At 47.1% G+C, this 19,408-nt stretch carries 9 protein-coding genes and 1 riboswitch; all 9 genes read left to right on the top strand.

Going from position 1 to position 19,408, the window contains the following annotated elements; genetic code table 11:
- A complete protein-coding gene (rfaE1, locus tag KKI13_02085; GenBank protein ID MBU4487840.1) occupies nt 1-1,011 on the top strand; it encodes a D-glycero-beta-D-manno-heptose-7-phosphate kinase in 1,011 nt (336 codons plus the stop codon).
- A 107-nt stretch (nt 1,012-1,118) separates the two neighbouring features.
- Entirely contained in the window at nt 1,119-1,844 is a 726-nt protein-coding gene (gene kdsB / locus KKI13_02080) for a 3-deoxy-manno-octulosonate cytidylyltransferase (protein ID MBU4487839.1), read from the top strand.
- Nucleotides 1,841-2,665, top strand: coding sequence for a 3-deoxy-8-phosphooctulonate synthase (gene kdsA / locus KKI13_02075; GenBank protein MBU4487838.1), 825 nt, complete (start codon nt 1,841-1,843; stop codon nt 2,663-2,665). The genes kdsB and kdsA overlap by 4 nt, the downstream gene beginning before the upstream one ends.
- Before the next feature lie 54 nt (nt 2,666-2,719).
- A complete protein-coding gene (locus tag KKI13_02070; GenBank protein ID MBU4487837.1) occupies nt 2,720-3,679 on the top strand; it encodes a KpsF/GutQ family sugar-phosphate isomerase in 960 nt (319 codons plus the stop codon).
- A gap of 32 nt (nt 3,680-3,711) precedes the next feature.
- Nucleotides 3,712-4,227, top strand: coding sequence for an HAD-IIIA family hydrolase (locus KKI13_02065; protein ID MBU4487836.1), 516 nt, complete (start codon nt 3,712-3,714; stop codon nt 4,225-4,227).
- Nucleotides 4,228-4,375: 148 nt separating this feature from the next.
- Nucleotides 4,376-6,577, top strand: coding sequence for a hypothetical protein (locus tag KKI13_02060; GenBank protein ID MBU4487835.1), 2,202 nt, complete (start codon nt 4,376-4,378; stop codon nt 6,575-6,577).
- A gap of 91 nt (nt 6,578-6,668) precedes the next feature.
- On the top strand, nt 6,669-6,929 hold the full coding sequence (locus tag KKI13_02055; protein MBU4487834.1) for a GIY-YIG nuclease family protein: 261 nt from the start codon (nt 6,669-6,671) through the stop codon (nt 6,927-6,929).
- Nucleotides 6,916-7,254, top strand: coding sequence for a hypothetical protein (locus tag KKI13_02050; protein ID MBU4487833.1), 339 nt, complete (start codon nt 6,916-6,918; stop codon nt 7,252-7,254). Before KKI13_02055 ends, KKI13_02050 begins: the two co-directional genes overlap by 14 nt.
- A 200-nt stretch (nt 7,255-7,454) precedes the next feature.
- A riboswitch (cyclic di-GMP riboswitch) is annotated at nt 7,455-7,539 on the top strand.
- A 13-nt stretch (nt 7,540-7,552) separates the two neighbouring features.
- A partial coding sequence (locus KKI13_02045) for a filamentous hemagglutinin N-terminal domain-containing protein (GenBank protein MBU4487832.1) occupies nt 7,553-19,408 on the top strand: 11,856 nt, incomplete at its 3' end.

The raw sequence follows: 19,408 nt of genomic DNA, 5'->3' as shown, positions 1-19,408 counted from the left end.
ATGAAAGACCTCAAAATAGAAAAACTTAAAAAAATCATCAGGCATTTCGATAATGCCTCCGTTCTTGTCGTAGGGGACCTGATGCTTGATGAATTTATATGGGGCAAGGTCTCGAGGATTTCCCCGGAAGCGCCGGTGCCGGTTGTGTGGGCTACTTCAGAAAGCCTTATGCCGGGCGGCGCGAGCAATGTCGCCAATAACATACGTTCTCTCGGCTGTAAAGTCTACTTGGCCGGCGCAGTGGGCTATGACGAAAGAGGGCGGCTCCTTATAGAAGAGCTTTCAAAGAGAGAGATAAATGCCGAGGGAGTAATAATGGAAGCAGAGCGGCCCACCACCCTAAAAACGAGAGTTATAGCGCATAGCCAGCAAGTAGTAAGAATAGACAGGGAAAAACTTAGCAATATAAGCAAAGACACCGTAAAGAAAATACTGGATTTCGCTAACGAGATCATAGGCCATATTGATGCTGTGGTAATAGAAGATTACGGAAAGGGAGTGATAGTGCCGGAGCTCCTTTCTCCGCTTGTAAAGCTGGCAAAAAAACATAAAAAGATCATAACGGTCGACCCTAAAGAGAGCCATTTTCCGATGTACAAGAATGTAACGGCTATCACCCCCAATCATCATGAAGCGGCGAGGGCAGCGGGCATATTGACGGAGAACGGCGTTTCTATAGAAGATATAGGGAGAAAGCTTCTAAAGCGCCTGAATTGCGAAGCGGTACTTATTACTTTGGGGGAGAACGGGATGTGCGTCTTCGAAAAAAACGGCAAGATAACAAAAATACCCACCGTGGCGCAGGAAGTGTATGATGTTTCAGGCGCGGGCGATACGGTCATAAGCGCCTATACGCTGGCGCTTGCCTCCGGCGCAAAGGCTATAGAGGCGGCGCACATAGCAAACTGCGCGGCAGGGATAGTGGTCGGCAAGGTCGGTATCGCGGTAACTACGCAAAAAGAATTGATAGACAAAATTAGAAAAGAGATAGACAGTAGCCATAGCAGGTGAACCAATAACGCAAAGAATGGTTGTAATGCCAAACGGCGGGACATGTTCCGGCGATTAAATTAGCGATTCTTAAGGAACGTGTCCCGCGACCAGTCAAGGAGCTCTAAATGAATGTAATAGGAGTTATTCCGGCGAGATTCAGCTCGGCGAGGTTCGCCGGCAAGGTTCTTGCCGATCTTTTGGGTAAACCCGTTGTCCAGCACGTGTGGGAGAGCGCTAAAAAAGCCAAGATGGTGGACGATCTTATAATCGCGACCGACGATGAAAGGGTGCTTAGAGCGGCGACGGATTTTGGCGCAAAGGCCATATATACTTCGCCGGACCAGCCGTCGGGGAGCGACAGATTAATAGAAGTGGTAAACCCTTTGGACGTTAAGGTGATTATAAATATCCAGGGCGATGAGCCGATGGTGCGGCCCGAGATGATAGACGATCTGGCGAGAGCGATTTTGGACGATAAAGATGTCTATATGGCCACCCTGGCAAAGAAGATAGAGGATAAGAGCGAGATAGAAAATCCGAACGTAGTCAAGGTGGTGAAGGACAAAAACGGCTTCGCTTTATATTTTTCGCGCTCGATTATACCCTACCGCAGGCATGAGACGACGCCAATGTACTATAAGCATATAGGGATATATGCCTATACCAAGGATTTCCTCTTTCAGTTTACCAATCTCCCGAAATCGCATCTTGAGATGACCGAGGGGCTTGAGCAGCTGCGCGTTTTGGAATCGGGATATAAGATAAAGGTTATAGAAACGAAGTTCGATACTATAGGAATAGATACCCCGGAAGATTTGGAACGCGCGAGAACTATTATGGGTGCCAAATGAACGTAGTTACTTTGGGCAAAATAAAAATAGGCGGCAACAATCCCGCTGTTTTAATAGCCGGGCCGTGTGTCATAGAAGACGAAAAAAGCACGATGCGCCACGCTGAACGGCTCAAGAAGATTACCGATAAAGCGAAGGTGCCTTTTATATTTAAATCGAGTTATGACAAGGCAAACAGGACATCAGTTAAATCTTACAGGGGGCCGGGCATAGATAAAGGCCTTAAGATACTGAAGAAGGTGAAGGACTCGCTCGGCGTATTTATCCTGAGCGACGTGCATACGGAAGAAGAGGCGAAAAGAGCGGGCGAGGTCCTCGATATTTTGCAGATACCGGCGCTTCTTTCAAGGCAGACCAGCCTTATAATAGCGGCGGCAAAGACGAAAAGAATAGTGAATATAAAGAAGGGGCAGTTCCTTTCTCCGTGGGACATGAAGCACTCTATAGAAAAGGCCGCCTCCGCGGGTAATAATAAAGTAATAATCACAGAACGCGGCACGATATTCGGATACAATAATCTTGTGAGTGATTTTCGCTCCATTTTGATAATGCGGGGGTTCGGGGTACCGGTTATTTATGATGCGAGCCATTCGGTACAGCTGCCGGGCTCACTTGGGGCGGCAAGCGGCGGGGAGAGGCGTTTTATAGAGCCGCTTATTTATGCGGCTATCTCGGTTGGCGTAGACGGCATATTTGTAGAGGTACACGAAGCGCCGGACAAGGCTCCATGCGACGGCCCGAATATGCTGCCTTTGGCGGAATTGCCGGCGATACTTGAAAAAATGAAAAAAATAGAGAAGGTCATTAGGGTCAGACCCTGATTATGTAAACTACGTAGTTAACATAACGAGGGTCTGACCCCATAAAGAGGGGTTATGTCGATAAAAAAAGCCAAAGAAGTGCTGAAAATAGAAGCAAAAGCCATACAAGACCTCATAAAAAGGATAGATTCAAATTTTGTGAAGGCGGTAAAAATCGTCCTGAAGACAAAGGGCCACGTAATAGTAACCGGCATGGGAAAACCCGGATTTATAGCGCAGAAGATATCCGCGACTTTCTCATCAACGGGGACGCCGAGCATTTATTTGCATCCCGCGGAGGCGCTGCACGGCGACCTTGGCAGAGTTACAAAGAACGACTGCCTTATAGCTATATCCAATAGCGGCGAGACAGAGGAGATAATAAGTTTACTGCCGATTGTAAAGCGGATAGGAGCCACGCTTATTGCGATGGTTGGCAATGTGTCTTCCACGCTCGCGAGAAACGCGGACTGCGTCCTGAATGTCGGCATAAATAAAGAGGCGTGCCCGTTCGGGCTTGCTCCTACTACGAGCACGACCGTTATGCTCGCGATGGGCGATGCGCTATCTGTGGCGGTGCAGGCGAAAAAAGGTTTCAAAATAGAACATTTTGCGCTCTACCATCCCGGCGGCAATTTAGGCAAGCGGCTTCTTTTGAGGGTGAAAGACATAATGCGAAAGGGCGATGCTAATCCCGTGGCGCGTGAAGACGAGCTGGTGAGAGAAATTTTATTGAAGATAACGCGCGCCCGCGCAGGTTCAGCGAGCATTGTTGATAAAAGCGGCGTATTGCGAGGCATATTTACCGACGGCGACCTGAGGCGCCAGGTGAGGGCGAAAGGCGATATTACGCGTAAGCGCGTAAAAGAGGTAATGACAAAGAACCCTATAACTATCGGGGAAGAGGCCATGGCAATTGACGCCCTTCGGATATTACAGTCCAAAAAGATAGACGAAATGCCGGTGGTTGACCGCAAGGGCCGGCCCGCAGGGCTTCTGGACGTGCAGGATCTACTGAAAGCGGGGCTGGTGTAGTTTACATAACGAGGGTCTGACCCCAAATGACGATGATAAACGAAAAAGCTAAAAAGATCAAACTACTTGTAATGGACGTGGATGGCGTCCTGACAGACGGCCGCATAATATACACAAATTCAGGAGATGAACTCAAATTTTTTGACGTGACTGACGGCATGGGGCTGTCGCTATTTAAAAGGGCCGGCCTTAAAACCGCTATACTTACCGCCAAAAAGTCACAGATTGTGGCAAAAAGAGCAAAAACCCTCAATATAGACAAATCCTACCAGAATGCCGTACGCAAGGCGGATGCATACGGGGAGATATTGTCCGATTTTAAAGTCATTCCCGAAGAGGTCTGTTTCATCGGCGATGATCTTGTGGACCTGCCGGTTTTGAGAAAAGTCGGTCTTGCCGTAGCGGTATCCAATGCCGTACCGGAAGTCCTTGAAGCCGCCCATTATGTAACCTCAAAAGGGGGCGGACGCGGCGCAGTGCGCGAAGTCATAGAGATTATCCTGAAGGCCCAGGGAAAGTGGCAAGAATTGATGAAAAGGTACGTCTAATTTACCTTCCAGCCTTGACCCATTCGACTACGCTCAGGGTCAACCCTGAGCAAACCCGCTAGATTTTACAAAATAGTGCGTCGAAGGGTTGACTAAACCCAAAAAATCAGGTATTATTGTTAGTAATATAATTAGCGCAAATACACATATGCCTAATAAAGAAAAAGAGTTACGAAAAATCATATTTTTTGCACTTTTAGCCGTCTGTATCTTCACGGCTTCTTTGTTGCGCGCTCAACCACCCATACCTACAGCGGGCAAAGAGGGCAGCGCTATCTTGAAGCAAAAACCTTTCCAAGGTTTCAAACCCCAGCCAAAAGTAAACATAGAAGACGAAGAAAAGAAAATAGCAGTCCCCGAGGCCGAATCCACAAAGAAATTCCTAATTGAGCACATAAACGTAGAAGGCAATACCGTATTTCCCGAGAAGCGTATTAAAGAGATCACGCAACCTTACGAAAACAGGGAATTGTCACTGAACGACCTTATAGAGGCGGCCAATAAGATAAGCGCTCTTTACACATCGGAAGGTTATATAACCTCGCAGGCATATGTCCCGCCGCAGACGATCGCAGACAATACCGTTACCATAAAAGTCCTTGAAGGCAAATACGGCAATATCAATATAGAGGGCGTTCAGAATTCAAACGAGTCCGTAATAAAGAGACGCATTAATAACAATAGGGGCGACATCTTAGATTACAATGACTTAAGAGACGACCTCTTGTATCTAAACCAGAGCCCCGATAGAATTGTGCGGGCCGTACTTTACCGCGGCTCGCTTCCGGACACGAGCGACGTAATGATAAAAGTAAAGGACAGGCCGCCGGTGCATCCTTTTTTGAGTTTTGATAACACCGGCAATAATACGACAGGTAATTGGCGTCTTACCCTTGGACTGGAAGACAACTCGCTCCTCGGCTGGGACGACCGCTTCTTCGGCCGTTTCATGAGATCCGATACATTCAATTTTTATGGCTGGATAGCAGACTACACGATACCCGTTAACGAATCCGGTACAAAGCTGGGGATTTCCGCGTCTTACTTTAAATCGAGAATAGGCGGTGATTTTCAGGATTACGGTATAAAAAGCTGGTCGGGAACGGTATCGCCCTTTATGTCGCACCCCGTTTTTAACCTTACTTACAAATCCGGCACATTGGGTGGCACCATTGACGGTGGCATGGACATAAAAGAGGCAAAGACCACCATAGGCGGTGTTTTGGATTCGCGCGACAAACTGCGGATTATGAAAGGCGCCTTTACGCTTGACGAGAGCGATGCCGTCGGGAGGACGCAGCTCAGAAACGAGCTGAACGTTTCATTCCCTAATTTCCTGGACTCTATGGACGAGAACGACATACACTCCTCCAGAGAAAAAGGCGGCGGGAAATTTGTTAAATATACCTACTCCATTTCTCGCATGAACGCCATGCCTCTTTCAACGTACCTTCTTTTGAGCGCGGCGGGACAGGCGTCAAATAATCCGCTTGTAAGTTCCGAGCAGTATAGAATTGGCGGCATGTATACGGTGAGGGGCTACGGCGAAGGCGACGCATTGGGCGATTACGGCAACAATGCGAGCATAGAATTACGTTATCCGTTTTATTTTATTCCGGACAGTTTTCACATTGAGGGTATACATCCGAGGCGCGTCCTGCAGGGCACGATATTTGCCGACTGGGGCTTTGCGCACTACCGAGAGCCCAGCCCGACGCCAAGGCATAACCATAATTTCATAGGCGTAGGTTTTGGCGGAAGGGCAAATATTATGAATTGCCTCTCCGCTCGGTATGACGTTGCCTGGCCTGTCGGCGATGCCTCGTCTTACGGCAGAAGCCCCAAGGCGCACATGTATTTCAGCTTTGAGGAGCCGTCACTCGCCGAGTATGAACAGCTTTTACAAGAGATGATGTATACGAGGATAGAAGACAGACTGACGAAGGTAAAGCACGAAACACCGTCAGTGGAGATGAAAGACTCGTTTGAGACGGCTCAGGCGCTGGAGCAGGAAGGCCGCTACGAAGAGGCAAAGGAACTGTATGCCAAGGTCGTTGAGCTGCGTGACCAGGTCATTACCGGCACTCAGGTGGAGATAAAAGATACTATCCAGAAAGAGGAAGAAGCGCAGATGACGTTTGAGCAGGCAGTGAAATACCAGAAAGAAGGAGATTGGAAAAAGGCAAAAGAGGCGTATGTGAAGGTACTTGAACTGGCTTGGAGCCACACGGGAAATTCGGAAGAAGAGGCGGCGGTCAAGGCCTTTGAAGAGGCAGAAAAGTACGATAAAGAAGGCGACCTCGAAAAGGCCGGGGAAGCGTATCAAAGGGCATTGGAGCTCGCGAGATAAGGGGGGCTGTGTCATTGCGAGTCCCGCCTTGGCGGGACGAAGCAATCTCAATAAATAAAATATGCATGAAAAGCAAGGCTACGTCTATTTAATGACTAACAAAGGGGATGCGGTTATTTACACAGGCGTTACAAGCGATTTACGTAAGAGAGCGTATGAACACAAGCATAAGATGGTAGAGGGATTTACCAAGAAATACAATGTTGACAAGCTGGTATATTATGAAGTATTTGACGATATTGAAACGGCTATCGCAAGAGAAAAACAGATTAAAGCTGGTTCTAGAAAGAAGAAGATAGATTTGATAAACAGCTTGAATCCTAAATTTACGGATCTATATGAAAAACTTTGAGATTGCCACGCGCCGCTTCGCGGCGCTCGCAATGACCATATTAGTTGTTCTGCTATTTACTAGTACCTCCCGTGCCGAATTCTACAGATACAACATAGATGAGCTGGCGAGGAAAGCGAAGGTACGCATAAAGGAGATCGAGCAAAAGATTTGGGAGGAGCAAGCGCAAGACAAACTTCAAGGTATACTTTCTGAGATAAAGCCGCTTTATGATGAGGCAGAGTCGCTTTTGGCTGAGAAAAGATATGAGGAGGCGGTAACAGTTTACAAGAAGATAGACAAACTGAGCCGGAACCCTAAGATTACAAAGTGGCTGAAAAAATAAGCGCCTGTCACGATTTTTCGGCAAGGGAAGACTTTTTAATGGGGGTTTAGTAAGATAACATATTATAGCACAATGAGTTACGTATAATACCACGACTCGAAACTTGATTTTTAAGGTACTATGTGTTATACTCTTAGTAGGGCTAAAAGGGTAAAGACGAACCAAACCACTCAAAGTAATTCGGGTTCTCTTTAAATTCTATAGCGAAAAGGCAAAACCAGCAAAAGCTGGCGACGCAAAACTAAGAGCCTAAAGCCATTCTGGTCATGGCTGTCAGTTGCCGAAAATAGGATTTGCAATGAGAACGTTAAGCCACAGTAAAAACGAGATTATAAGGGCAAGAAAGACACGCGCCACAAGCGGCATAATGTGGGCTGCGGGTTTGATTGCTCTTTTTTTATTATTTAGCGTAAACACAGTACACGCACTTCCTGAAGGATGCCAGGTAGTTGAAGGCACAGCCGAAATCGATTATTCGATCCCCAATAGTGTAACCGTAAGGCCCTCAGATAATGCAGTTTTAAATTGGCAGTCTTTAAATATCACAGCAAACGAGAGCGTCTATTATTATCAGACATCAGCAAACTCAAACGTCCTTAACAATGTCATAGGCGGCCAGCAATCAGTAATTGCTGGCTATCTTTATGCCAATGGCAATATCTTTATAGTCAACCCGAACGGCATAGTATTTGACCCCAGCGCAAACATCAATGTTGGATCGCTTGTTGCATCAACAATGAACATTGATACAGAAGATTTCAGAAACGGCAGATATGTTTTCCAGAAACTGAACAAAGATGGCCAGATTGTAAACCAGGCAGTAATAGCTGTGAACGATGGCGGCTTCATTGCCCTTTTAGCCCAGACTATCAAAAATGAAGGGATGCTGCAGGCCGATCAGGGAACGGTGGCACTGGCAAGCGGGAACAAGGTTACCATCAGTTTCGAAAATAACCGCCTCATACAGGTGGCTATAGATGAACCTGTTACCTCTAACCCCACCAATGAGGAAGCTGCCATAATAAATACAGGGACAATCCAGGCCGATTCAGGCAAAGTCATTATTGCTGCCTCAGCTGCCAGAGACGCCTTTGCTAATGCCGTTAACAACGAAGGCATGATACTGGCCGCTAAGATCGTGGAGAATGCGGACGGAACCATTGCGCTCCTGGCGCCTGAGGGCGATATAGAAAATAGCGGTACCATGTACGCCTCAGGTGATATCACTATAGAGGCGACGAAAGGCGAAATAGTACAACTGGCAAGCGCCGAAGTTACGGGCGCGAACATCTCATATAGCTCATTGTTAGATACTACATTAGCAGGCACAATGGAAGCAACCGCGTCCCTCACCGTAGCGACGCCTGCCAATATCAATATTACAGGCAATGTATATGGATTAAACGGGGCAGACCTTGTATTCATAGCAGATGATGATAACCTAAACGGAGGCGATTTCACCCAACTCGCCGATGCTGCCATATCTACTCAGGGAGGTGGGGATATAACCATAAGGTCAGGCACCACTGCCTATTCCGGAACCGGAAGCGTGACAGTGGCTAACGTCTCTTCATCGGGCGACCTCGATATTACCGCGTTCGGCGGCGAGGTGAGGCAGATCGAAGGGACAAAGCTGGCCGTTCTTGAAGGCGACCTGATGGTCGATGCTCCTCTTCTTACCCTGTACGATATGGAGGCGGCCGAGGGCCATATATTAATAGGAAGCCGTGTTGCACCGATTCAGATAGCGGGCCTGCCCCATTACATCCATACAGCAGGCGACATAGAGATTAACACAGTAACCTCAGATGCCGGCATAACCACCATGACCACAGAGCACGGTGATATATTAAGGTATGCGACTGCCGGCAGTATTACGCTGGAAGCGCCAAACGGGAAAGTTACTAACATATCGGATACAGCAGTTCCCGGTGATATGGTTAAGCTGATAGGAATTCAAATAGGCAGTATTGAAGAGCCTTTCATAGTGAACGCGAATGTCACCCATATATATAGGAATATAAGTGACATTGACATAGTAGCAGTTATAGAGTTAGAAGGAGACCAGGTTACGATTGTCGGACCGGTTGAAGGTTTCGGAGCAGTGACCTATTGTTCGCTTAAGTCTCTTACCCTGGAGGCCCAAAATGGTGGAGTGACAGATTCAGGACAGGCCATAATACCTGCCTCAACACTCACCCTTATAGGCAACAATATCGGTCATAGCGAGGAACCCGTAATAACCGCAGCCGGCACGCTCAAGGTGGTGAGAACCAATGAAGATATAGTAATAGCTTTATCTTCTATCATGGGCGAAGGCGTAACCGTCAGGGGTCCTCCCGGCGACGATTTCGCAATTCAATACTTAAAGAGCACAAATCTTATCCTCGAAGCGCAAGATGGGTCTATCTATGTCGCTAGGGGTGTAACTATTTCCAGCAACAACCTCACCCTCATCTCAACCACCCAAAATTTATTCTTAAACGGCACTTTATCTACGCCCACCGGCGATATAGTATTAAAAGCATTAAATGGGACAATTTACGCCCGCGGAATTATGGCTGCCAACCCTGACTACGGCACGATTATCTTTAAGGCTGACAGCCTTGACATTGGCGGCACCTATTCTGCCAGCCACCTTGATTTTGACCCGGTAAATATCTGGATTGATTCTCCGATTACTGCCTATGCCGGCGCGCTGACCTTCACCGCTACTAATGATATATATGTCAATGCCTCGGTTTCCGCCTCCGGCACGATTACTTTTAACGCGGATTCTGACCGTGATGGCAATGGTTCGTTTATCCAGGGCTCTGCCACACAAATTACCACTACCGGCACAGCAAACATCATCATCTACGCGGCAAATGCCACGTTAGATGCGATTACTTCTGCAGGCTCATTAAGTGTTTACAAATCAATTATTTCGGCTATAGTCGGGGACATTACAGTCAATGATACGATTTCCTGCGCCGGCCTTATAAGATTATGGGCAAATGGAAATATTGATATAAAGGCTGATGTTGGCTCAACAGGGAATTACCTTTATATCCAAGCTGATTACGATCTCAATGGCTCAGGCAACCTCACTTTTACTGCTGCAGGTTTAGTGACTTTAACTGCCGGCGCATCAAGCGTTCATAAACTGTGGGGCGCCAATACCTTTAGCGTTAATGGTAATACTATTACTACCGGTGGCTCCACCCAGAATGCCAGCTTATCCGGAGGAAATAGCCTTAACATTTATGCTACTGGCGATACTGCCGGCGCACCAATAGAGTTGACAGTTACAGGCACAATTTCCAAATCGGGGGCAGTTTATCTCTTTTCCAAAGGTGATATTGATATACAGGCTGATGTTAGCGCAACCGGCAGCTCTGTAGGTATCTACGCTGACTATGATGCCAACGGCTCAGGCAATCTCACTTTTACTGCTGTCGGCATAGTGACTTTAACTGCCGAAGCATCGAGCGCTCATGTCCTGCAAGGCGCGAATACCTTTAGCGTTAATGGCAATACTATTACTACTGCTGGCTCCACCCAGAATGCCAGCTTATCCGGAGGAAGTGGCGGCCTTACCATTACTGCTACTGGCGATACCGCCGGCGCGCCAGTAGAATTAACAGTTACAGGAGCGATCTCTAAGACTGGCGCGGTTAATCTTCGAGCCTATGGCGATATAGATATACAGGCTGATGTTGGCTCAACGGGAGATACCCTGTATATCCAAGCTGATTATGATGCCAATGGCTCAGGCAACCTCACTTTTACTGCCGCAGCTACAGTGACTTTAACTGCCGGCGCATCAAGCCTTCATTATCTGCAAGGCGCCAATACCTTTAGCGTTAATGGCAATACTATTACTACCGGCGGCTCCACCCAGAATGCCAGCTTATCCGGAGGAAATAGCCTTACTATTTATGCCACTGGCGATACTGTTGGCGCGCCAGTAGAGCTGACAGTTACAGGAGCGGTCTCCAAATCAGGGACAGTTTATCTCTATTCCAAAGGAGATATTGATATACAAGCAAATGTTAGCTCAACGGGAAGCTCACTTTATGTCCAAGCTGATATAGATGCCAATGGCTCAGGCAACCTCACTTTTACTGCCGCAGCTACAGTGACTTTAACCGCCGGCGCGTCAAGCACTCATTATCTGCAAGGCGCCAATACCTTTAGCATCAATGGCAATACTATTACTACTGCTGGCTCAACCCAGAATGCCAGCTTATCCGGAGGAAATAGCTTACAAATCTATACTACTGGCGATACTGCCGGCGCGCCAGTAGAGCTGACAGTCACAGGAGCGATCTCTAAGAGCGGCATAGTTACTCTTTGGTCCAGAGGTGATATTGATATACAGGCTGATGTTGGCTCAACAGGGAATTACCTTTATATCCAAGCTGATTATGATGCCAATGGCTCAGGCAATCTCACTTTTACTGCTGCAGCTACAGTGACTTTAACTGCCGGCGCGTCAAACATTCATTATCTGCAAGGCGCCAATACCTTTAGCGTTAATGGCAATACTATTACTACTGCTGGCTCAACCCAGAATGCCAGCTTATCCGGAGGAAATAGCCTTAACATTTATGCTACTGGTGATACTGCCGGCGCACCGGTAGAGTTGACAGTTACAGGCGCGATTTCCAAATCAGGGGTAGTTTATCTCTTTTCCAAAGGTGATATTGATATCCAGGCTAATGTTGGCTCAACCGAAAGTTACCTTTATATCCAAGCTGATTATAATGCCAATGGCTCAGGCAACCTCACTTTTACCGCTGCAGGCTTAGTGACTTTAACTGCCGGCACGGGAAACCCTCTAACCCTGCAAGGCGCCAATACCTTTATCATTAATGGTAATACTATTACTACCGGCGGCTCCACCCAGAATGCCAGCTTATCCGGAGGAGCTACCACTACTATTTATGCTACTGGCGATACTGCCGGCGCGCCGGTAGAATTAACAGTTACAGGCGCGTTCTCCAGATCAGGGAATATTTTTCTCTATTCCAATGGCGATATTGATATCCAGGCAAATGTTAGCTCAACCGGCAGCTCTATAGCTATCCAAGCTGATTACGATGCCAATGGCTCAGGAAATTTCACCCATACTTCCGGAACAATTTCAACCACAACGGCTTCCAATATAACAATCAAGGGTTATGATATTTCGCTGGGGTCTATTTCCGCATTTTCCGGAGCCAACTTTATCTATGTTACAGCAACAAATAATATAACTTCAAATTCAGCCAGCTTTAGCGCTGACGCGATAGTCCTAAAATCTACCTCCGGTAGTGTCGGCACTGCCTCTACGCCAATCCCAATTGCAACAGGCGTCTATGTAGAAACTAATACGCCCCTTGGCGCTTCGCACATTTCTAAAGCCTCGGGCAATTTGGATATTAAGACCGCGGTTGAATCCGGCACGACTGAAGAATTAGCCATTGTTTCCAACACAGCTACTTATGGCGGAGTTTTGGAAAATACCGGCGACAACCTACTTTATAAAACTCTTGGCGACCTAACGCTAGCGGCAGCAGCAGGAAACATCACCCATTCCGGCGGCGCTTCCAATATTATCAAGGCAGCAAATCTTAAATTGACAGCCGGCGGCGCGACTGGCGGATTAGGCACAGACGTAGCGAATTTATATATTGCTCCTTCTACAGCGCTCACTGGCGTAGTTGCAGGCTCCGGCGGCGCATATATTAATAGTAATGGCAATACGCTCACCATTGCCGGGAACCTCACAGTCACTAGCGGAGCGCTGCAGATTAATACCGGCGCAGGAGCGCTCATCCAGTCTTCAGGGACGATTTCTACAGTTACCAGCGGTGACATTACCTTAACCAGCGAAGGCGTATCATCAACGCTTCAGGCAGTTACTTCAGCCGGCGCTTTGACATTAGCTAAGACCACCACTGCCGCTACCTATACTGTGGGTGTCTATACTATCGGCGTTTCAGGCAATCTCACGATTAACTCCGGTGTTACGCTTACCTGCAGCGGCGCCACGCTAATTAATGTCGGCGGCAACTGGGATTCTTCGGCAGGGACGTTTACTTATGGCACAAGCGAAGTAATTATGACAGCCACAGGGGGAAACAAAACCATTACTACTCCTACAAGCGGGAGTTACTGGGACGTTAAATTCTACAAATTAACCATAAATTCCGGAATTAACAAAGTGAGCTGGAATACAGGCACTTCCGCCTATCCCTCTTATGCCCTGAATATTACAGGAGAACTGGAAATCGGGACAGGTAAGAGATTATACGTAGGTCAGACTGGCACCTTAACCATCAATAATGCAAGCACCTTAAGCGGCGCGGGCAGGTTTTCTAAAGATGTTAGCAATGCCTCATCTAACATTGTCAACAATGGCACGATTTCTGTGAGCTTATTTGAATATCTGATTGGACAAGGCGCTACAACCGCGCCCATAACCCCCACAACCTACGGCGGCAATTTAACCATAACGAATAGCAATGCCGGCTCCGCTACAGGTGTTTTAGGCATTGGCACTCTTACTGTGGGTGGTAATCTTACCATAACCCATACAACGGTCGGCGCCGTAACCATTACCCTGAATAATTCAGTCAATAATACGCCGATTAATGTCGGCGGCAATTGGGATTCTGGGACAAGAGGTGTATATACCAAAGGCGCCAGCGAAACAGTTACCTTTACCGCTAGCGCAGTAGGAAAAACTATTACGACCGGCGGCTCTACTTTTAATACTGTCGTATTTGACTCAAGCAATGCCGCGGGCGGATGGACGCTGGTGGATGCGTTAACGTGCACAGGTATTACTGTTACCGATGGCACACTGATCGATGGCGGCCAAACCGTAACTGTAAATGGCAATATCAGCATTGCCAATACTTCGGGTATCCTTACATCAACAGGTACGTGGATCCAGGGAGCAAACGGGAATATCTCCAATCCAAATTCTGGCAATATTATTGCTGTATTGCAAATTGGCAACAGTGTTACTTCCACGAGAACCGGCGGAGTTTTCACTAAGAAGCTTGTTCTCGGAACTAGCGCAGTCTTGACCGGTGCGAGTACTATTGCTATTTATCCGAATGCGAATGACTTTTTAGATATGGGCGCTGGTTCGAGTATAACCACCGGTGGAATAGACATTGTACCCAGCGCTACCCCTTTAACACAAAAAGCATTTAGCACTTCTGTTCAGGTCAAGATAGCGTATGCTAATACAAAGACTATTCAAATGACAGGCAACTGGACAACCGGAACTTTATGGATTGCCGGCGATTTCTTAGCTGATACAGAAGCAGAAGCGCAAGTTTTAGATACAAACGGCTTTAATCTAACCGTTAATGGTAATCTGGATTTAGGAATAAGTTACGCTCCTTATCCGGAAGGCTATCGAGGAAAAATTCTGTTTAAGACCGGCACGCACAGCATTACCGGCAATGTTAATGTGGACGGCAGCAGCGGTTATACCTACGGCTATTTCGATTTTGGCACAACGAGCAATGTCAGTATCGGCGGAAATGTTGATTTTACCCGCGCCACCGTCACCCCCGGCAGCTCCACGGTTATTCTAAACGGCACAGGAACCCAGAATATCACATCGAATAGTCAGTCATTCTATGGCTTGACCATCAATAAATCCGCTGGCAGTGCGGTATTAATAGATGCCTTGGATGTGAATGGCAACTTCAGGCTACAGTCAGGAACATTTAATGCCAACAGTCAAACCCAGAACTATGCCGGCAACTTCCAGCTGGATCTAGGCACCACCTTTACCAAGGGCGGAGCAGTTACCTTTGACGGCATCACCGTTGCTACATACACAGACTCAACAGCTACTCCTCAGAATATCGGAATAGTCTCCATCAATAAGACAGATACAGTAGCCCCAGCCACAAACAATAAGCTCACTCTTGCCTCATCCATGACAGTAGATACTTTAACTATTGATGGCACTGCCGGTTCAGCTGATACCCTGGACTTAGGAGCTGGCGGCTATACACTTACCTTAGCCAATGCAGGCGCCACTGCTACAGTCTTAACAGTAAGTGGTACCTTAACTCCCGGAACCTCTACAGTCAAGTACTCTGCTACTAACTCAGCTGGCAACATCAATGTTACCACTACTACTTACAATTCATTGCAACTTTCGGGAACTGAGACTTATGACTTGACCGGTAACTTAACAGTTGGCAATGCCTTAACCGGTAATCTGACTATTGATGCAGGAGCGATACTTGATACTACATTAGCCAACTCTTACGGTATTACGCTCGCCGGCAACTTCGTTCAGTCATCTATTACCTCACGCTTCAACGCCAATTCATCAACTATTACCATTAACGGCAACGGCACATTCACAGCGGATGGGACAGTGGCATCTACTCAATACAACAGTGCTACCTTAGTGCTGAATGGGGTGAATACGCTGACGTATAATAATTTATCAGGTTATTCGGCTAACGGCTTCAATAACCTGACCGCCGGACAGAGCGGTAATACGACGACTTTGGGTAGCCATATTGCCATTGGGTCGATATTGACGATTGGTTCCGGTACGTTGACAGGTAGCAAATGGATATATCTCAAAGGGGCTAATCCGCTCAGTTTCGATGTCAACTCGAGTCTTACTCTTACTATGTTATCTTTTGTTGCAAGTGCTACAATACCCACACTAACTAATGGCTATAATTGTGGGATCGTCACAGGGGGTAACGTAACAATAACTCAAACAGGCAATGTTACGCTTAATGGTACAAACAGTTTATCTATAACCGCTTATTCGGCTGGAAACGTAATTACCTGGAAAACCGATGGTTATAACCTTACGGTTGGCGGAAATTTAACAATTGGTTTTAATGATGAGACAGGTTTAAGAAAACTCGATGCCACGCGTAACGTTGGCGCTGGCCGCACATCAACCATCACCGTCGGTGGTAACTGGCTTAACTACGGCACAGGCACAGCGCCGTCACAGTTCATCGCCGATGATTCTACGGTTATTTTTAATAAAGCTAGCGGAACCCAGACGTTAACTTCCGGTACAACGAATTCATCCTTCTACAACCTCACTCACTCCGGAGCCGGCACGCTGCAGTTAGCGGATGCTCTTTCAGTAACAGGCGCCTTCATCAATTCAGTTGGCATCTTCGATGCCAACACCATGACCGTCACGGTAACAGGCCTTACATCTATTAACGGCGGCACATACTCGGCCTCAACAGCCCTTCAGACCTTTAACGGTGGGTTAACGATAGGGGGAGGGACGTTTACAAGCGGTGCGGCCGGCTCAGTAGACGTTAACGGAGCCTTCGCGCTTAATTCAGGCACATTCACTCAGGCCACCTCGACTCTTAATGTATCAGGTAACTTCACGATAGCGGATGGCTCCACATTCACCAAGGCCACAGGCGGCCAGGCTCTCACATTGGACGGCGCTACCCAGAATATATCAGATGCTAACGCCACTACTAATGACATAGGCGTAGTAGTAACTAGTGGTACAGGCACTACCACGATGATAGGTAACTTAAAGCTAACCTCTTTAAGTATCGGTACCGGCACAACATTTAATCTTGGGACAACCTCATATATATTAACCATCACAGGCACAGGTACTCCTCTTGTAGCTACAGGCACCTTCAATAAAGGCACAGGCTCTACAGTAATCTATACCGGCACTGCTACAGCCACTAATATCGCAAGAGTCGCTTACAATAACCTGACACTTACTCCAACAGGCGCTACAACATATAATCTGACCGGCGACCTTATAGGCAGCTATGCCATGACAGGCAATTTAACAATCAATTCTAACGCCACATTGGATGTGAAACCCACTAGCACAGAGTATGGCCTTACTGCCGTAGACATTACAATAAATGGCACCCTCGATGCGACAAGCTCATACGCCCCTATTACAGCAAGCGGCAACTGGACTAACTCAGGAACATTTACTGCAGGCACAAGCACAGTTACTCTCACCGGCAATGCTTCAGCTCATCAGACAATCACTACTGCCGGACAGGCATTCTATAACCTGACGCTCAATAATACCCAGGCGACTTATGACCAGGCGATTATATCAGGCGCTTTGGATGTAAATGGGACACTGACGATTACTGATGGCACCCTAAATCTTTTGACCAATAATCCTAATGTCAATACCGCAGGCAATGTCTCAATAGCTTCCGCAGGAGCTGTTACCAAAGGCACAGGCACCTGGACATTCGATGGCACAACCGCAGCTACATATACTGATTCAACTGCCACTCCACAAAATATCGGCGTAGTCTCAATCAATAAGACTGATACTGTAGCTCCGGCTACTAACAATAAACTCACTCTTGCTTCTTCAATGACTGTGGATACGCTGACGATCGATGGAACAGTTGGTTCGGCTGATATCTTAGATCTTGGAGCAGGAAGCTATACGCTTACCTTAGCCAATGCAGGCGCTACTGCTACAGTCTTAACTGTTAGCGGCACCTTAACTCCCGGCACCTCTACAGTTAAATACTCTGCTACTAACTCAGCAGGCAACATCAATGTTACTACCACTACTTACAATTCATTGCAGCTTTCAGGAACTGAGACTTATGACTTGACCGGTAACTTAACAGTTGGCAATGCCTTAACGGGTAATCTCACAATAGATACAGGCGCTACATTGGATATAGCTGGTTACGATTTCGCGTTCTCAATCGCAAGGGCAGTCTCTAATTCCGGAACATTCAGATTAAAAGGTATTGAAACGTTTACCAATGTGAATAACCTTGATATCGATTCAGGCACAGTTACCTACTATGGCCGCAACATTGCCGAGAGCTTAACCATAAAAGACTTCGGCGTTGGCGCGGATTACTATAACCTCACCATTAACGATACGAATACGAATAAGGCCACATATGTATTGGGCGCCGCGCTTGATGTAGACGGCACCTTCCGTCTGCAATCAGGCACATTCAATGCTAACTCTCAGACCCAGAACTACGCAGGCAACTTCCAAATAGACGCAGGCACCACCTTTACCAAGGGCGGAGCGATTACCTTTGACGGCACAACCGCTGCTACATACACAGATTTAACTGCAGCTACCCAGAATATCGGTATAGTCACTTTGAATAAGACTGATACAGTTCTTCCGGGTACAAATAATAAGTTAACCTTAGCTTCAAGCATGAAGGTTGATACTTTAACTATTGATGGCACTGCTGGTTCAGCTGATACCTTGGACTTAGGAGCTGGCGGCTATACACTTACCTTAGCCAATGCCGGCGCTACTGCTACAGTGCTGACAGTAGCCGGCACACTGACCCCTGGCACATCTATAGTCAAATATTCTGCTACCAATTCAGCAGGGAATATCAATGTTGCCACTACTACTTACAACTCATTACAGCTCTCAGGCGCTGAGACCTATGACTTAACTGGTAACTTAACAGCTGGCAATGCTCTCACCGGCAATTTAACAATAGATACTGGGGCTACGCTCGATACCACATTAGCCAATTCCTATGGTGTTACTCTCGCTGGTCAGTGGTCTAATTCAGGCACCTTCACTGCCAGAAGCAACACGGTTACTTTTAACGGCACCGCCCAACAGAGCATTACCACTGGCGGTGTAGGCGCAGGTAAACTATTCAATAATTTAACTTTAAATAATACCGGACCCGACGGCACGATCAATGATGATATAATAATTTTCGGTAACTTAGATGTAGACGGCACATTCACGATTACTAATGGACAGTTACAACTGAGTAGCTATAATCCTAATGTCAATACAGCAGGCAGTGTCTCAATAGCTTCCGCTGGCGCAGTTACCAAAGGCACAGGCACCTGGACATTTGATGGGACAACCGCTACCACATACACAGACTCAACAGCTACACCTCAGAATATCGGAATAGTCTCCATCAATAAGACAGATACAGTAGCGCCGGCTACTAATAATAAACTCACCCTCGCCTCATCTATGACAGTAGATACTCTCACCATTGATGGCACTGTAGGCTCTCCTGATACTTTGGATCTGGGAGCAGGAAGCTATACACTTACCTTAGCCAATGCAGGCGCCACTGCTACAGTCTTAACAGTAAGTGGTACCTTAACTCCCGGAACCTCTACAGTCAAGTACTCTGCTACT

It is taken from the genome of Candidatus Omnitrophota bacterium (assembly GCA_018894435.1).
In the GTDB taxonomy this organism is placed as follows: Bacteria; Omnitrophota; Gorgyraeia; order JAHIPI01; family JAHIPI01; genus JAHIPI01.
The sequence above is the reverse complement of the archived record's forward strand: the minus strand, read 5'-3'. Positions and strand labels throughout refer to the sequence as shown.

Coding starts and splice junctions, on each gene's coding strand:
- rfaE1 (MBU4487840.1), top strand. CDS start 1: ATGAAAGACCTCAAAATAGAAAAACTTAAAAAAATCATCAGGCATTTC.
- kdsB (MBU4487839.1), top strand. CDS start 1,119: ATGAATGTAATAGGAGTTATTCCGGCGAGATTCAGCTCGGCGAGGTTC.
- kdsA (MBU4487838.1), top strand. CDS start 1,841: ATGAACGTAGTTACTTTGGGCAAAATAAAAATAGGCGGCAACAATCCC.
- KKI13_02070 (MBU4487837.1), top strand. CDS start 2,720: ATGTCGATAAAAAAAGCCAAAGAAGTGCTGAAAATAGAAGCAAAAGCC.
- KKI13_02065 (MBU4487836.1), top strand. CDS start 3,712: ATGATAAACGAAAAAGCTAAAAAGATCAAACTACTTGTAATGGACGTG.
- KKI13_02060 (MBU4487835.1), top strand. CDS start 4,376: ATGCCTAATAAAGAAAAAGAGTTACGAAAAATCATATTTTTTGCACTT.
- KKI13_02055 (MBU4487834.1), top strand. CDS start 6,669: ATGACTAACAAAGGGGATGCGGTTATTTACACAGGCGTTACAAGCGAT.
- KKI13_02050 (MBU4487833.1), top strand. CDS start 6,916: ATGAAAAACTTTGAGATTGCCACGCGCCGCTTCGCGGCGCTCGCAATG.